Below are 15631 nucleotides of genomic sequence, written 5' to 3'. Positions count from 1 at the left end.
GCGGGGAGCGGGCTATGGTTACCTATATCGTCAAACGAATCCTGCTATCGGTCCCTCTGCTTTTGGTCATCTCCTTTTTAACGTTTGGCTTAAACCATCTCTCGCCTTTGGATCCCGTGGAGGTCGTGCTGCACGCGCAGGGGGTGCCGAAAATCACGGAGGAGCTGATCGCCGAAACGAAGGCGTCCCTCGGTTTGAACCGGCCCTTCGCGGTTCGTTATTTCGATTGGCTCGCGGCCTGTCTTCAACTGGACTTCGGCAACTCTTACGTGACGGGCAAGCCGGTATGGTCTTTACTGGGTCCGGCCTTTCTCAACACGTTGAAGCTGACGCTGGTCTCGGTGATCGCCATCATCGTGTTCTCGATCGTACTGGGCGTACTCTGCGCGCTGCGAGAAGGAAAAGCGCTGGATAAATCGGTGCGGGGAATCTCGTTCTTTCTGACCTCGATGCCTTCCTATTGGCTGGCGGCGCTGATGATCTGGTATTTCTCCGTGAAGCTGGACTTGCTGCCGACCAGCGGCATGGACTCGGCGCAAAGTTATATTTTGCCGGTAGCCGTGCTGGTCATCAGTTACGCGGGCATTTATTTTCGGATCGTCAGAAGTTCCATGCTGAGCAATTTGAATGAAGATTACGTGCTTTACGCCCGAGCCTGCGGGTTGCCGGAAGGAAAGATCACGGCCCGCATTTTAAGAAACTCCATGCAGGTCGCCGTTTCGGTCTTTTGCATGGCGGTTCCGATCATTCTGGGCAGTACGGTCGTCGTGGAGAACGTGTTTGCTTGGCCGGGTTTGGGGACCTTGACCGTGAATTCCATCCTGAGCCGGGATTTTCCGATGATCCAGGCGTACGTCCTGGTCTTGGCGGTGGCTTTCGTGCTGTTCAACACGCTGTCGGATCTGATCAACGCGGCGTTAAACCCGAAGTTAAGGAGGGAGCCCTAATTGAATCTTTACAAAAATATAAGGAACGACAAACTGGCCGCCCTGTCTTTTTCGGTTATTCTCGTTATCGTGGCTGCCGGGCTGTTTGCTCCTCTCTTTGCGCCGCATGATCCAAACGAAGTCCAGATGGAGCTTCGCTACGCCTCACCGTCTTGGGGGTATCTGCTGGGGAACGATCATCTGGGGCGGTGCATTCTCTCCAGACTGATTTACGGCATTCGACCCAGCGTCCTCTGGGTGTTCGTCGCGTTAGTCATCTCGGTCGTTTTGGGAGGGGGCCTCGGCCTGATCGCCGGCTACTTCCGGGGCAAAACCGATGCCGTGATCATGAGAATCTGCGATGTGATGCTTTCGTTCCCGGGATATGTGATGTCCCTGGCGGTCATCGGCATTTTGGGGGCGGGGCTTACCAATGTATTGATCGCGTTTGTACTGATGAAATGGGCCTGGTTTGCCCGCGTCATCCGGACCTCGGTCCTGCAATATGCCGAGTCCGACTATATTAAATTCTCCAAAGCTTTAGGCTTCGGCAACTTTAGAATTATCGTGAAGCAGCTTCTCCCCGTCTCGCTGCCGGATATAGCAGTGACTTCCAGCAGCGCTTTCGGCGCGATGATTTTGCAAATCTCGGGCTTTTCCTTCCTCGGCCTAGGGATCGAGGCGCCGCACGCGGAGTGGGGGATGATGCTGAATGAAGCCAGAGAGGTGATGTTTACGAGGCCGGAGCTCATGCTCGCGCCGGGCTTGGCGATCGTCGTGATCGTCACGGCGGTAAACTTTTTGTCCGATGGCCTCCAGGTTGCCTTGGATCCTAAACTGATCGTGTCCAAACCGAAGCTTCAAAGGCAGGAAATCCCCTCCGCGGTCGAGCGGAAAGGAGAAGAGGTGGCTTAATGCGCAAGAATATTTTGGAGGTATCGCATTTGCGAGTTTGGGATGAAGCAACCGGCAACGTCCTGGTTCGAGACAGTTCATTTCAAGTCAGACCAGGCAGCTGCCTTTCCATCGTCGGGGAGAGCGGAAGCGGCAAGTCCGTCACATGCCGGGCCGTGATGCGTTTGAATAAGTCCGGGATACGCCAGTCCGGCGATATTCGGTTTGACGGGGTGGAGCTGGGCCGGCTGTCCGAAAAAGAAATGCGAAACATCCGGGGAAAGCAAATCTGCATGATTTTGCAGCACGGGATGAGCGCTTTCGACCCTTCACGCCCCATTGGCGTACATGTGGCGGAGACGCTGGCCCGGCATTACGGCTGGAGCAAAAGCGAGATCACCGCCAAAGCCAAAAGCGCCATGGAAAGCGTCCGGTTAAAGGACCCGATCGGGGTGTTGCATAAATACCCGCATCAATTGTCCGGCGGCATGCTGCAGCGAATCATGATCGCTTTGGCGCTTATGCTGGAGCCCGACCTGATTATCGCGGATGAACCGACAACCGCGTTGGATACGGTCTCGCAGTTCGAGGTCGTGGAGCAATTGATGGCCCTGCGGGAGAGAATCGGCTGCGCGATGTTGTTTGTCTCCCATGATTTGGGCGTGGTCGGTAAGCTGGCCGACGACATCCTCGTCATGAAGGAGGGGGAGATCGTGGAGCGAGGATCGGCCGAAGTTCTGTTCTCCAATGCCCGACACGCTTATACCCGGGAGTTGGTTTCCGCGAAGCGGGTGTTGCACGAGCATTTCACGAAAGTGATGGGAGGCGTTGACCTTGCTGATCGTTGAAGGCGTGGAGAAATCCTACAAAAAATCGGGAATATTCTCCAGAGAGCGTACGAGAGTGCTTGAGGATATCAGCTTTGAATGTAAGGCCGGCGAATGCCTTGGCATTATTGGAGAGAGCGGAAGCGGCAAATCCACGCTGGGTCGACTGCTGCTGGGAATCGAGAAGCCCGATCGAGGCACCGTCTCGTTTGAAGGGAGAAGCATTACGGAGCGCAGAGCGAGACGGGGCGGCGTGAGTGCCGTCTTCCAGGACTATACCTCTTCGCTCCATCCTTTTTATACCGTGGAACAGGCTTTACTGGAGCCCCTGAAATTGACGGACATGAAACTAAAGGATATGAGGAAGAAGGTGGACCTTCTCCTGACACAAGTTGGGCTGGACGCTGCTTACCGAAAGAAATACCCTCATGAATTATCGGGAGGAGAAGCCCAGCGGGTGTGTATTGCACGGGCCGTATCCACGGAGCCCAGGTGGATTTTACTGGATGAGGCGGTAAGTTCGCTGGATGGCTCCGTTCAACTCCAGGTGTTGGAACTGCTGAAAAATTTACGGGAAATTTACGGGATGAGCTATATTTTCATCACCCATGATATCCAGGCAGCCGCCTACATTTGCGATCGGCTCATTCTAATACGAAGCGGGCGGATCGATGAGATCGTACCGATTGAACGATTAAAAGACGTGCAGTCGGCCTATGCCAGGGATTTATTGCGGATGATGATCACATAAGCCATAACAAAATATCGAGTCATTCACGAGCATGGAGGGATCGAGATTGAAAGGAGCGCTTTCCTGGCCGTTTTTGCGATTATATCTATTAACCCTGTTATATTTCAGCGCCAATTCCATATTGAATGTGATCATCCCGCTAAAAGGGGAGTCGCTCGGTGCAAGCAACACGGCGATTGGCGTGATTATGGGGGCTTATTTATTTACGACGATGTTATTCAGGCCTTGGGCGGGTCAGGTGATTCAAAAGCACGGGGCGATCAAGATGCTGCGTCTCATTCTGATCCTGAATGGGGTCGCTTTATTGCTTTATGCATTAACCGGGCTTGGGGGATATTTCGCAGCCCGCATGCTGCAAGGCGTCTGCACGGCCTTCTTCTCCATGGCACTGCAGCTGGGCATCATCGATGCGCTGCCGGACAAGGATCGTTCCCAGGGGATCTCCATGTATTCCTTGTGCGCTTCCTTGCCAGGGGTCATCGGTCCTTTGCTGGCATTAGGGATATGGCAGGGCGGATCGCCGGGGGTGTTTGGGACTGTGATGCTTGCCATTGCGGTATTGACGGGGATTGTAGGGTTCAGTGCCAAAATGGAGCCGAGAGAAGAGGGGGAGCATCCGGAGCAGACAAGCCAGGGGAGCGCCATGTTTCAATCCTTCGGGCAACTGGTCAAGAATGCGCATTTATTCAAATGCAGTGTTCTGATGCTGGCGGCTTCCGTTGTGTTTGGAGCGGTGACGACCTTCATTCCGCTGTACGCCGGACAAATTTCGGGCGGAAATGCCGCTGTCTTTTTGATGCTGCAAGCCGGAACAATCGTCTTGGCCCGCTTCACCTTGCGCAAGAAAATTCCTTCGGACGGCCAATGGCACGCTTCCTTTGTGATGGGAGTCATGCTGACGCTCGCCGTAGCCGCTCTGAGCGTAAGCATTTCCGCGGCAGGCGGGGCTGTCTTTTTCTATTCGGGCGCGGTATTGATGGGATTGGCTCAGGCGATGCTGTATCCCAAGTTGACGACATACTTGTCCTTTGTGCTGCCACCGGCCCATCGCAATGTGCTGATGGGGTTGTTCATTGCCATGGCCGATCTCGGTGTCTCGCTGGGGGGCGTCTTGATGGGGCCCGTCTCCGACCTGTCTTCCTATTCCATGATGTATATGATCTGCTCGGCCGTAGGCGTGTTATTGATCCTGTTCGCCTATGGTCCGCGAAAAGAAGAACGCGGTTCCGGGAAATGACCTCCCGGAACCGCGCTTTTAAGTTTACTTCAATAAGCTGCGGACCGTTTCAACCACCAGTTCGGGCTGGTCATGGATAACCATGTGACCGCTCTTCTCCGCAACAATGAGCCGGCTGTCCGTGGAAAGCTCCAGCATCTTGCGCTGGCCGGCCTGCCAGATCGCCTCCAGCTTCCGTCCGGCCTCTTCCGAAATACCCGCTTGAGCATAGTTCTGCGGCAGTCCCCGGGCGATCACCCGTACCGGCAAGTCTCCCAGGCGCTGGCCACGGAGAGCCTCCTCCGTCGTCCAAGCCAAATTCCCTTCCGCTTCTTTCGCCTCAAAAAAGCTATCCTTGGCGATCACGTTAAGGAAACGATCCCGATCTTCTTTGGGGACTTGGCCTTCCAACAATGCATCTTTAAATAAACGCAGCAGACCCGAGTGCTTGATCAGCTTGAGCGTCGAAGCCTGCGGATTGCCCGCAAATCCTTCTTGTTTCAATATATCCGCGGTATCGCGGGCGTCGTCCTCCGGTCTCGCGTCGATGAGAACGAGTCCGGTGACTTCGTCCCGGTAGGTTTCGGCGAAGAGCCGCGCATACATGCCTCCGAGCGAATGGCCGACCAGCAGGTAAGGCCCGTGGATGCCTTCGTTATCCAACGCGGTATGAAGTTCGCGAACGATATTCTCGCCGGTGCGTTCCGTGGCGGCCGGTTCGCTCCAGGCGTAGCCCGCGCGGTCGTAAGTGACGACGGTGGCTTCCTTGGCCAGCTCGTCCGGGATTTGCCGCCAGGACAGGCTGGTTTCGCCGCTTCCGGCTTCGAGCAGGATCGTGGGGGAACCGGTTCCTGCTTTGACGATATGCAGCTTATAGCCGCCGGCGTCCACCAGCTTCCCAGGAGGGGGGAAGTTCTTGGCGGCCTGTTTCGACGCGATGGCTTCGTAAGCGAAGCCGGAGCCGATGGCCAGGCCGATCAGGGCCACGACGATCAGCAGAGACCATTTGATTTTACGCCATCGGGATGGCTTTTTGTCATTCTTTGTCATTTTGTTCATGTTGGTTTTCCTCTCCAGCCTTGTCTATTTTATTTAGTACATTGTACTACGAAAATCATTTTAGCACGTTGTACCAAAAAAGAAAAGCAGGTATAATGAAGCCATGCCAAAAATTGTGGATCACGACAAACAAAAACGTCTCGTCGCCGAGGCGGCCTTAAACGTCATTCGGGAATCGGGGCTGGAGCGGGCCACCGTGCGGAGAATCGCGGAAGAAGCGGGGCTGTCCGTCGGTTCCATGCGTCATTATTTTGCCAGTCAGGAAGAGCTATTCGCCTTCTGTATGAACCTGTTTGTGGAACGGGTGGAGAAGCGCTTGGCCGAATTCGAGCTTCATGGGCCGCTTTTGCATGACTTGAAACGGATGCTGCTGCAGTTTTTACCCGTGGATGAAGAGAGAACGCTGGAAATGGAGGTGTGGTTTTCTTTTAGCGCAAAGACATTAGTCTACCCCGAGTTAAAAAGATTAAGTCTCAGCGTGCAGGACGGATTGCTCACAGCGTCGCGCTTCGCCCTCCATGAACTTGTGGCGAGCGGGATGGCCAGGAGCGGTCTTGACGTGGAGCTGGAGGCGGAGAAACTGTACGCACTGGTCGACGGACTTGCTGTGCACCGGCTGATGCAGCCCGAGAGATTGGACGTGGACCGGATTGAGAGCATCATCGAGCAGCATCTCCGGTCCCTGTGCGTTTCCGCCGATTGAACAACGGCGCAATGCATATATTTCCAGACGTCTGTCATACTAGAGAAGATCGCGGCAAATTCCTATGACATGACAGATCGAGGTGAAATCATGCGCAACAACAAGTTGGGAAAGGCCAAACGGTCGGCGCTGCTCGTTTTTTTGCTGGTGGCGGGACTTGGCGGCGGACCGTTGTCAGGCACCTGGGTGTCTGCCGGAGAGTTGGGGGCTGAACCGGTTCCGAAGGGGGCCCAAAAGGACATCCAAAAGGATGCGCAAACGGAAGCGAACGAGCGTCCCCAAAGGCTTGCGGTCATTATCGACGATTTCGGGAATAAGATGGGCGGCACGGAGGAAATGCTGCGGTTGCCCGTAAAACTGACGGTAGCGGTGATGCCGTTTTTGCCGACGACGCGGGAGGATGCGACTCGCGCACATGAGATGGGGCACGATGTGCTGGTTCATCTGCCGATGGAGCCTAAACGGGGAAGGCCGGAATGGCTGGGACCCGGAGCGATCATTTCCGGAATGAGCGATGAGGAGGTTCGGCTCAAAGTGGAGCAGGCGATTGAGAATGTCCCTTTCGCTAAAGGGATCAACAATCATATGGGCTCCAAAATCACCGGGGATCAGAGAATTATGAGCGTCATCCTGGACGTCTGCCGCGAACGGGGGCTATTCTTTGTCGACAGCCGGACAAATTACCGCTCTGTCGCGGGCGAACTCAGCCAGAATAAAGGGCTGCCGAATTTGGAGAACGATATTTTTCTGGACGACGTGCACAGTACCCGTCACATTTCCGGACAGTTGAAGAAAGCGGAAGAACTGCTTGAAAAAAAGAGGGCGTGCATCGCCATCGGCCATGTCGGGGTCGGCGGGAAGCTGACGGCTCAAACGATCAAACAGCATATCCCGAGACTTCAGGCCAGAGGAGTGAAGTTTATCGGAATATCGGAGCTGGCTCACGAACAAGTCAGCCCCGGATCAGGTCCGGGGCATCCTTTTACATTACCGTAAAATATTCGGCGATTCCCGCGTAAATCGATTCGGCCAATCTTTGTTGACCGCGCTGGCTGGTAAGCATGGCGCGGTCTTCGGCGTTGCTGATAAACCCCGTTTCCACGATGACCGCCGGAGCTTCGATATGCTTGAGTAAATAGAAAGGCTTGCCGAGTTCGGGAAGCCTGGAAGCGGGCAGGTCATACAGATCCTCCAGCGCGTGCTGCAGGCATACCGCCAGCATGGCGCTCCGTCCGTCCTCCTGGTGCAGGACGAGCGGGCCGCGCCTGGCCTCGTTTCTGGCCCAGTTGACATGCAGGCTGACCACGATCGCGGCCGGGAGCTGATCGCTTAAGCCTTTCCGCTGGGCCAAATCCCGTATATGCCGGGAACGGCTGTTGAGCCAACGGTTCTCGTCGCTGAGGGCGTAGTCGCCGGTCCGGTTCAGGATCGCCCGGTATCCGTGGCTGCGGAGGACCATGTATAGTCTGCGGCCGAGCGCCAGATTGATGTCTTTTTCCAGTACATTGCCGTAAGTGGTGCCGCCGTCAATGCCCCCATGTCCGACATCGATCAGAATCACGGGTACCGGGAAGGCGTGACGGAGGTCGGTGTTTTCCTTTTCGGTTGACGGTCCGGCTATGGCTATAGAACCGCACGTATTGAGGGCCATGATGATTCCGGTGAGCAGAAGCCCGATTTTTTTTAGCAGCATATTCTCACCCTTCGCATAAGTATGAAACTTCTTCAAGCCTTTCTTCTATCTGCGTTTAGCTTGATCCCAACTTCCCCAAAACATGCATGACCGAGCGGTTTATGCGGCACCCTTGTTTAGAGGCTGGCGGTACGGTGCACAATAGGGATAGATATCACGCCCGGGAGGGAATATGATGGCTAAAGGCGACGAATTGGTGAAATATATTACCGAGCGGTTTGTCGACTATGTGGAGACACCGAGGGACGTACGGAGGGAACGGGCCCGGGAGAGGGAACCGTGGGCCAACCGGTGGTTCGGGATGATCCCGTTTTCGATCTCGCTATGGATGGAACGGATGCCGTGGAAACGAAGCAAAAAAGAAAAGCAGCGGTAGAGTGGACTCTACCGCTGCTTTTTTTACATCGTTAGGAAGCCGGGTTAATCGGGCATCACCAGAAAGCCGCCGGACGCGAGCAAGGCGTCCAGGGCGATCCACCGAGGGGAATCGTCGGTTCCCGATAAAACATAAACCGATGCGCTGCCGGAAGAAGGAGGGGAAAGATTCCAGATTTGATAGCCGTAAACGGGCAGCGGAACGGAATAAGTACGATTGGAACCGGTGGCGGCGAATACGAAACGGCTTTGTCGGGAGAAGGCCTGTTCCAGGTTGCCTGCGTTAAGCTGAACCTGGTCTTTCCCGGTAATCCACAGCAGATTGTCGTAAGGATCGAAAGGATCGGCCCGCCGGATCGTTTCTCCCGGCGTCCAGCCCCGCTTCGCGCTTCCGACCGCCGAGGCGGGGGGAACGTACCCGGCCGACTGCTTTGTCCAGCTTTCCCGGCTTTCGGGCAGCAGTTCTCCGGTCAGGGCATCCACAAACCGCACCGTCTCCGATTTGCCGGCTGCGGAGGAAATCATCCAGGCCGCCAGGACCGGCCCGCCGTAGACGGGAGTGACCGCGGCAGCCGATGAGCCCGCTTGGGACAATCCGAGGCCGGAAAGACCGTCCTCCAGAATGCCGCTTCCGTATATCGAGTTCATGCCTTGCCCGTATTCGATCAATTTGTATTCGCCTTCCGGCGTGGCGCTGATAATCATATACCCGAGACGCTTAACCGCTCCCTTTGGCCCCTTGGTCAATGTGACCAGCCAGCTGTGGGTCCCCGGCCCGAGCGGCTCGATCACCAGCGCGGCCCCGGCCCAAGCGGTAAACGGCTCGGTTCCAGCCAGCCGGGCGGAAGCCTCTTCGGCGAATTTGCGCAGCTGGGCGGGAGCGGAATGGGCGGAACGGCTTTTCTCGGAAGCCGCGTTTGCCGCCGGTTGAAATCCGGGAAGCAGCCCGCTGCTTCCGGTGAAAACCAGGGTAAGACAGATCAGAACCAGGAGGAAACGGTTACGATTTTCATTATTTTGCGAGAGCATGCCAACGGATCACCCGCTATTCCTTTAAAATGCGGAACGCCGCGTTTCGCGTCCCTGCTGCTTCTATCTCCGATGCTTGTCCCATTGTACATGGGCCGGCTTAAAAAGGTTGCTGCAATCTGTCGCGCGGCGGATGCGCGCACAGCTTCTATTTTTGCTTGATTTTAGCGAGGGAGGTCAATGTCTGACTATCCCGGCGAACGCAGATGAAAGATGCCGCTGCCGATCGCCGAAACGACAATTCTCGGCTCGTACTGCCAGCGGATTTCTCCCCGCCGGGCCTCGTATTGTTCCGCGGCGGCCTTTTTGCGCTCTTCATCGGGATCCGCCAGCAGGTCTTTGTAGTAAGCATCGATGAGCGTGAGTTCCTCGCCCAACCTCTCCCGGGCTTCGTCCGCCCATGCGCTGTCGCAGCGGCTCAGCCTCTCGCCGATCCGGCTCTCGAGCGCCTTTAACCCTTGCTCCAGCGTCAGGTGGCTGGGCATCACATGCATATTTTCGGGAACGCGGGGGGCGAAGGCTTTCCCGGCCAGCCGGGCGGAGAACGGGTCGGCGATCTGCCCCGTCCGCAAAGACACCCCGATAAAATGCAACTCCTCCCGCTTCATGTCGCAGCAGAACTCGAGCTTGAAGCGGACCCCCAGCCAGGGCTCGTAGGCGGCGGAGACCAACGTTTCCCGCTGAAGAGGGCCGGGGTCCTCGAACAGGTAAACGCTGCGCCCGCCTTGCTTGGCCGCGGCAAAAATCTGTTTGAGGCGGGGGCTGCCGAAATGCAGCTCTTCCCGCTGAACGCGGTTCGGTCCGAGAATCGGCAGCGGTCGGACGGCGCCGAAGTGGCGGGACATCAGGGGATCCTCCTGGGCGGTCTCACCCCCTCCGGATTCTTCCTGCGTCTCCCGGTGGCGTTCGGGATCGAAAATAAACGAGAAGGTCATCGTCTCCGGTTCGGTCCCTGTCCGTTCAATGAACCCCCAGTAGTACGGCCGGTTGGTCAAATCGCGGTCAGCCCGGGGGGACAGTTTGACGGTAACGTGGTAGGGCGATTTTTCGAGAAACCGGCATTCCGTCGTCTCCAGATAAGTCATCACGAAATCGCGAATCTGTTCCCTGCTCATGGTCATAGTTCTTTAACCTCCCAGCAGCCGCTGAATCGCCGTAATTTTGCCGTCCGCGTCCCCTGCGGCGTCGAGTTCGTCGCGGAGCGAATGGAGCGACTGGCCCAGGGAATCGACCTTGCTGGCGATTTCCTCCTGGCTGCCGGACTCCAGCAAAATTTTATAAAGGCTTTTTTCCAGCGAATCGTTCTTCTCAAAACGCTCCAAAATGACATCGAGCTCGCCGATGACCATTTCGAACATGTTGATCTTTTCGTGCAAAAGATTCAGGATATGCTCCTCGATCGTTCCTTTGGTCGACAGATTGTAGATATGAACGTCGTTTTTTTGTCCGAGCCGGTGTACCCGGCCGATCCGCTGCTCCACGCGCATCGGATTCCAGGGCAGGTCGAAGTTGATCATCTGGTGGCAGAATTGCAGATTAATCCCCTCGCCGCCGGCTTCGGTCGCGATCATGACCTGGGCCCGGCCGCGAAACAGGTCCATCATCCAGTCTTTTTTGCCCCGGTTCATGCCCCCTCGATAGGGAACGGCACTCATGTTCCGGTCGCGGAAATATTTGAGCAGATATTCCTGAGTGGCCCGGTATTCGGTGAACACGATCACCTTGTCGTCCATTTGCCGGATCAGTTCCATCGCTTTTTCGGCTTTGCTGTTGGCCTGGATCTTTTTGATAATGCCGACGAGGTCCCAGATTTTATCGCGCAGCGGCGAATCGGGAGCGAGCTTCTTGGACAGATTGACGAGTGTGACGAACACGGCGTCCCGGCTGCTGCATACCTCCCGCTGCAAAGTCACCAGGGAAAGCATGCTGTTCAGATCCCCGCCCGCTGCATGATATTGGTCTTTGACAAAGGAAGTGACGCCATCGTATAATTCCATTTCTTCGGGTGAGAGATGGACGTCGATATTTTTGACGTTTCGCTTGGTAAACTCAAGCTGTCCGTCTCCCCGCCGGTTGCGGATCATAATTTTGGCGAGCTCGCTTTTGAGCTGGCCCTCGTTCTTGGGGACCCGCTTGTCATAGACGAAATTGGAGGCAAAGTCGGTTTGTCCGCCGAGCTGTCCGGGTTTGAGCAGATTGATCAGGTTGAACAGCTCGCTCATATCGTTTTGAACAGGGGTCGCCGTGAGGAGCAGGCAGTATTTTTTTCGCAGCTGCAGCATGAATTGATAGTTGGTTGTCTTCTTGTTCTTCAGCTTATGCGCTTCGTCCACGATCACGATGTCGTACTCGTTTCCGAGCAGAATTTCGCGGTGGGGTTCGCGCTTTGCCGTGTCCATAGAGGCGACGACGACGTCGTTTTGCCAGGAATGCGCCTTCTTCTGGGCTACGGCGGGGATGCCGAATTTCTGGTTCAGTTCGCGCACCCACTGCAAAACAAGCGAGGCCGGGACGAGGATGAGCACTTTCCGGACCAGGCCGCGGATCAGATATTCCTTCAGGATGAGGCCCGCTTCGATCGTTTTCCCCAAACCGACTTCGTCCGCCAGGATCGCCCGTCCGCGCATTTCGAACAGCACCTTGCGGGCCGTCTCGGTTTGGTGAGGCAGCGGCGTGACCTCCTGAAGATGCTTCAGGCAGAGCATTTCTTCAAAACTGGTGACGAGCGAAGCCTCTTCGGCCTGGCCGGCGAGGTTGAACAGCTTCCAATCGTCCCATGGGCCGCCTTTGTCCAGTCTTGCTTCCAGGTCTTCGTACCAGCTGCGGTCAAACTCGACCGGTACGCTGCCGGGAACGGCGGTTGTCGCAGGGGCTGCGGAAGTGACGGAACCCGGGGCATGAGGATTCATGATGTAAAACCTCCCTTTGCGTGTCGGCTGACCGGGGCCAGCGTCAGGTGAATGCTCATAGTTAGGAGTAGTATGGACGAAATCGGGTTACTTCATAACTTAACGGCTGAGCAGCCGGTTTTCATGGCGATTTTCATAGGAGGCGGCTCGAAAAAAAGAGGATGGGGGAGGAATTCGGCGATCGGTCGGGCTTGACCCATTTTCTTGGCTAAAATTTCATACTGAAATCCCGTGACAACGAGATATTGTATAGTATAATGGTATTCGCACACAATATGTTGTGATTTTTACATATGATATACCGTTTCTAGCGTGTGCATTTCGGTTATAGGTTGGTAAGAAAAAGTCCGGATTTCGCGTTTTTCAATGGATTTTCGGTGCTTTTTGAAGGCCTGTGGCCGCTATTTTTTTGCGATCATCGACAACGCGCAACTTCGAGCCATGGAACGCGATCGGTTTCTTCGATCCGAAGCTTGCGCCGACCATATTTAGAGGAGGGTGTTATCTTTGAAAACAGAACAAAAGCAACGCCTGGAAGGGCTCAGCGAAAAAATCTTTTTGGACCGGTATGCCTGGAAGGACGCGGACCCGAGTCATGCCAAGGTAGGCGACGTGGTTCTGGTTCTGACCAAAGACGATCCGAAGTTTCCGACCAAAGAAGTCGGCGAAGTCGTGGCCCGGAACGGCCGGACCGTTACGGTCAAGACGCGCAAGGGCGAACTGGTGGAGTCCAATGTGGAGAAGCTGACGCTGAACATCGAGAAAACGCCCGAAGAAATGTGGGACCGGCTTGCGGGCGCGATGGCTTCGGTCGAGAAAACGCCGGAGCTTCAAGAGGAATGGCGCGAGAAGTTCCGCTATATTCTGGACGACTGGAAGCTGGTGCCGGGAGGACGCATCGCCGCCGGAGCGGGCGCGAGCGACGAGCTGACGCTCTTTAACTGCTATGTCATCCCTTCGCCGAAAGACAGCCGCGGCGGCATCATGGAAACCTTGTCGGAAATGACGGAGATTATGGCGAGAGGCGGCGGCGTAGGCATCAACCTCAGCTCGCTGCGTCCCCGCCGAGCCGTGGTTAAAGGCGTCAACGGATCATCGAGCGGTGCCGTATCCTGGGGCGGACTGTTCAGCTACACAACCGGCCTGATCGAGCAGGGGGGAAGCCGCCGCGGCGCCCTGATGCTGATGATCAACGACTGGCATCCCGATGTGCTTGATTTTATTACCGTCAAACAAACGATGGGCCAAGTGACGAACGCCAACCTGTCGGTATGCGTGAGCAACGCCTTTATGAAAGCCGTCAAGGAAGACCTGGACTGGGAGCTCGTGTTCCCGGACACAACGTATGACGATTACACCGAGGTCTGGGACGGCGATCTGGAGAAATGGAAAGCGGCCGGGCGCAAGGTGGTGCATTTCCGGACCGTGAAAGCCCGCGACATTTGGCATACGATCATCGAGTCGGCGTGGAAATCCGCCGAGCCGGGCGTCGTATTTATGGAATACTACAACCAGATGTCGAACAGCTGGTATTTTAACCCGATCATCTGCACGAATCCGTGCGGTGAGCAAGGGCTGCCGGGTTGGGGCGTATGCAACCTGTCGGCTATGAACCTGTCCAAGTTTTACGATGAAGCGAACCACGATGTCGCTTGGGACGAGCTGGCGACGACGACCCGCTATTCGGTTCGCTTCCTGGATAACGTCATCGATACAACGCCATACCATTTTGAAGAAAACGAGAAGAACCAGAAGAAGGAGCGCCGCGTCGGGCTCGGTACGATGGGGCTTGCCGAACTGATGATCAAGCTGAATATCCGCTACGGCAGCCCGGAATCACTGGAATTCCTCGATAAACTGTACGGCTTCATCGCCAAGGAAGCCTACCTCGCTTCCGCCGAGATTGCGGCGGAGAAGGGTTCCTTCCCGGCATTTGAAGCGGATAAATATTTGCAAAGCGGATTTATGAAGGTGATGACGGAGGTGTATCCGGAAGTCGGGGCAGCCGTCCGCGAAAAAGGCGTCCGCAATGTCACGATCATTACCCAAGCGCCGACGGGCAGCACGGGAACGATGGTCGGAACGTCGACCGGGATCGAGCCGTACTTCGCCTTCAAATACTACCGTCAAAGCCGGCTGGGCTTCGACGAGCAATTCGTGCCGATCGCGCAGGAATGGATGGACGCCCATCCCGGCGAGCCGCTGCCGGACTACTTCGTCACCGCCATGGATTTGTCGGCCGAAGATCATATCCGCGTGCAAGCCGCCATCCAGCGCTGGGTGGACAGCTCGATTTCGAAAACGGCCAACTGTCCGGCCGATTTCACGGTCGAAGAGACGAAGCGGCTGTATGAATTGGCGTTCGACCTCGGCTGCAAAGGCGTGACGATTTACCGCGACGGAAGCCGCGATGTTCAGGTTCTTCAAACGGAGAAAAAAGAAGACAAGGACGCCGCTCCGAAGAATGAGGCAACGGGAGCCGAAGAAGCGGCGACTGCGGTTAAATCCGGGCCCGCAGGCGAGACATCGCAAACGGAAGCGAAGACTTTGAACGGATTGAATCCAAGTCTGGCCGTTTCCGAAGGGACCTCGAAACAGGAGCTGCTCGACAAGCAGTACAAGAAACGTCCGCAGGTGCTGCACGGGGCGACGTACAAAATCAATACGCCGTTCGGCATGGCGTACATTACGATCAACGATCTGGACGGCGTTCCGAGCGAAATCTTCCTGAACGTCGGCAAAGCGGGCTCCGATGTGTTCGCGATGGCGGAAGCGTTGGGCCGCGTGTGCTCCTTGTTCCTGCGTTATGGAGATCACGGCCACAAGGTGGAACTGCTGATCAAGCACCTGAAAGGCATCGGCGGCTCCGGCGCCATCGGGTTCGGCCCGAACCGCGTCGAGTCGATCGCGGACGCCGTGGCCAAGGCGCTGGAAACCCATGTGCAGAACGGGCCGTACGGGGACCACGATCCCGCTCCGGTAGCGGCCACGCTCGCGCATCATGAAGAGCATGCCGAGCATGCACATGCGGAAGGCGGCTCCGCGTCCCATGCTCATGCCGGCGCGGTTGCCACTTCGCGGGACCTGTGCCCGTCCTGCGGCTCCGCCTCGCTGATCAACATCGAGGGCTGCAAAACCTGCAGCAACTGCGGGTACAGCAAGTGCTCGTAAGGTTTAGAGATAAATAGATATATAGAAGAGAAAGACTAGATATGAAAAAGGTAATATAGGTTGGATTTTGAAAAAAGA

At 56.0% G+C, this 15631-nt stretch carries 14 protein-coding genes; 9 read left to right on the top strand and 5 right to left on the bottom strand.

Annotation, left to right across the window (positions count from 1 at the left end; translation table 11 throughout):
- Positions 1-14: 14 nt before the first annotated feature.
- The 5 genes from opp1B to cntE are packed head-to-tail and all read left to right on the top strand — an operon-like array spanning position 15 to position 4635.
- The gene (opp1B, locus tag FRY98_RS02935; RefSeq protein WP_148450248.1) at positions 15-947 is read left to right on the top strand and encodes a nickel/cobalt ABC transporter permease; all 933 of its coding nucleotides are present in this window, start codon (positions 15-17) and stop codon (positions 945-947) included.
- Positions 948-1841 carry a staphylopine uptake ABC transporter permease subunit CntC gene (gene cntC, locus FRY98_RS02930; protein ID WP_148450247.1) on the top strand — a complete coding sequence of 298 codons (894 nt, stop codon included), beginning with the start codon at positions 948-950 and terminating at the stop codon, positions 1839-1841. It abuts the gene before it with no gap.
- Positions 1841-2668, top strand: a complete 828-nt coding sequence (gene cntD, locus FRY98_RS02925) for a staphylopine uptake ABC transporter ATP-binding protein CntD (RefSeq protein WP_148450246.1) — start codon at positions 1841-1843, stop codon at positions 2666-2668. Before cntC ends, cntD begins: the two co-directional genes overlap by 1 nt.
- The gene (locus tag FRY98_RS02920) at positions 2655-3398 is read left to right on the top strand and encodes an ABC transporter ATP-binding protein (RefSeq protein WP_148450245.1); all 744 of its coding nucleotides are present in this window, start codon (positions 2655-2657) and stop codon (positions 3396-3398) included. The genes cntD and FRY98_RS02920 overlap by 14 nt, the downstream gene beginning before the upstream one ends.
- A 46-nt stretch (positions 3399-3444) precedes the next feature.
- Positions 3445-4635: a staphylopine family metallophore export MFS transporter CntE gene (gene cntE / locus FRY98_RS02915; RefSeq protein WP_148450244.1), complete on the top strand. Its 1191-nt coding sequence runs from the start codon at positions 3445-3447 to the stop codon at positions 4633-4635.
- A gap of 24 nt (positions 4636-4659) precedes the next feature.
- Here the strand turns inward: cntE and FRY98_RS02910 are convergent, their stop codons facing one another.
- A complete protein-coding gene (locus FRY98_RS02910) occupies positions 4660-5673 on the bottom strand; it encodes an alpha/beta fold hydrolase (protein ID WP_148450243.1) in 1014 nt (337 codons plus the stop codon).
- A 103-nt stretch (positions 5674-5776) separates the two neighbouring features.
- On the opposite strand from FRY98_RS02910, the gene FRY98_RS02905 reads away from it, so the two are divergent.
- Both FRY98_RS02905 and FRY98_RS02900 read left to right on the top strand, forming a co-directional pair.
- The gene (locus FRY98_RS02905) at positions 5777-6376 is read left to right on the top strand and encodes a TetR/AcrR family transcriptional regulator (protein WP_148450242.1); all 600 of its coding nucleotides are present in this window, start codon (positions 5777-5779) and stop codon (positions 6374-6376) included.
- Positions 6377-6466: 90 nt separating this feature from the next.
- Complete coding sequence (locus FRY98_RS02900) at positions 6467-7372, top strand: divergent polysaccharide deacetylase family protein (protein WP_148450241.1); 906 nt, start codon at positions 6467-6469, stop codon at positions 7370-7372.
- Here the strand turns inward: FRY98_RS02900 and FRY98_RS02895 are convergent.
- Positions 7359-8069, bottom strand: a complete 711-nt coding sequence (locus FRY98_RS02895) for an N-acetylmuramoyl-L-alanine amidase family protein (RefSeq protein ID WP_148450240.1) — start codon at positions 8067-8069, stop codon at positions 7359-7361. The two genes, FRY98_RS02900 and FRY98_RS02895, sit on opposite strands and share 14 nt — an antisense overlap.
- A 175-nt stretch (positions 8070-8244) precedes the next feature.
- Here FRY98_RS02895 and FRY98_RS02890 point away from each other — a divergent pair, with 175 nt between their 5' ends.
- Positions 8245-8445 (top strand): YqzE family protein, encoded by a 201-nt coding sequence (locus tag FRY98_RS02890; protein WP_148450239.1) that lies wholly within the window; start codon positions 8245-8247, stop codon positions 8443-8445.
- Between the two features lie 44 nt (positions 8446-8489).
- Here the strand turns inward: FRY98_RS02890 and FRY98_RS02885 are convergent, their stop codons facing one another.
- The 3 genes from FRY98_RS02885 to FRY98_RS02875 form a co-directional block, all read right to left on the bottom strand.
- Entirely contained in the window at positions 8490-9473 is a 984-nt protein-coding gene (locus tag FRY98_RS02885) for a hypothetical protein (protein WP_148450238.1), read from the bottom strand.
- Between the two features lie 188 nt (positions 9474-9661).
- Positions 9662-10594 carry a YqhG family protein gene (locus FRY98_RS02880; protein ID WP_148450237.1) on the bottom strand — a complete coding sequence of 311 codons (933 nt, stop codon included), beginning with the start codon at positions 10592-10594 and terminating at the stop codon, positions 9662-9664.
- 6 nt (positions 10595-10600) lie between these two features.
- The gene (locus FRY98_RS02875) at positions 10601-12382 is read right to left on the bottom strand and encodes a DEAD/DEAH box helicase (protein WP_148450236.1); all 1782 of its coding nucleotides are present in this window, start codon (positions 12380-12382) and stop codon (positions 10601-10603) included.
- A 507-nt stretch (positions 12383-12889) separates the two neighbouring features.
- On the opposite strand from FRY98_RS02875, the gene FRY98_RS02870 reads away from it, so the two are divergent.
- Positions 12890-15553, top strand: coding sequence for an adenosylcobalamin-dependent ribonucleoside-diphosphate reductase (locus FRY98_RS02870; protein ID WP_148450235.1), 2664 nt, complete (start codon positions 12890-12892; stop codon positions 15551-15553).
- Positions 15554-15631: the final 78 nt, after the last annotated feature.

This window comes from Paenibacillus faecis (genome assembly GCF_008084145.1).
Taxonomy (GTDB): domain Bacteria; phylum Bacillota; class Bacilli; order Paenibacillales; family Paenibacillaceae; genus Fontibacillus; species Fontibacillus faecis.
Note: the sequence above shows the minus strand (reverse complement) of the source record. Positions and strands in the feature narration are given on the sequence as shown.